Below are 709 nucleotides of genomic sequence, written 5' to 3' on the forward strand. Positions count from 1 at the left end.
CTTAACTGTTTTTCTGGGGCTAAAATATAAACAGATGTTAAATATTGCGCCACTACAACAACCAAAATATTGTAGCCTCTAACCACAGAAAACATACTAAAAAACTTCAACAATATGTATTTCTGTTTTCGTGAAAGCATAAAAAATGGAATATATTATCTTAAAAAACGCTAGATAATATAAAGGTATTAAAAGTTGTAAACTACTTCTAATTTATAATCGGAAAGTGCTTGTTTTGCCTTTTGAATATCTTCAGTAAAACCAAGAATATAGCCGCCGCCACCTGAACCACAAAGCTTTAAATAATAGTCATTTGTTTCTAATCCTTTTTTCCAAAGCTCATGAAATTGCACTGGAATCATAGGTTTAAAATGACTTAAAACTACTTTTGATAATTGCTTTGTATTGTTGAATAATGATTTCACATCGCCTTTCAAAAAATCTTCCACACAAGCATCGGTATGTTTTATAAATTGATTTTTAATCATTTTACGAAAACCTTCTTGCTTCATATTTTCCATAAAAATGCTAATCATTGGTGCCGTTTCTCCAATAATACCACTATCTAATAAAAATACAGCACCTTTACCATCTGCTTTTTGCGAAGGAATTCCTGTAGCTTCAATATTATCTTTTGAATTTATTAAAATAGGAATACTTAAATAACTATTTAAAGGATCTAGGCCTGATGATTTTCCGTGAAAAAAAG

Annotated in this window: 2 pseudogenes; both read right to left on the minus strand. The window is 29.6% G+C overall.

Going from position 1 to position 709, the window contains the following annotated elements:
* Positions 1-140: pseudogene (locus FUA24_RS25610) on the minus strand (ubiquinone biosynthesis protein UbiA); the annotation flags it as partial.
* 48 nt (positions 141-188) lie between these two features.
* Positions 189-709, minus strand: a pseudogene (locus FUA24_RS04140) (mevalonate kinase); the annotation flags it as partial.

The organism is Seonamhaeicola marinus (genome assembly GCF_008085455.1).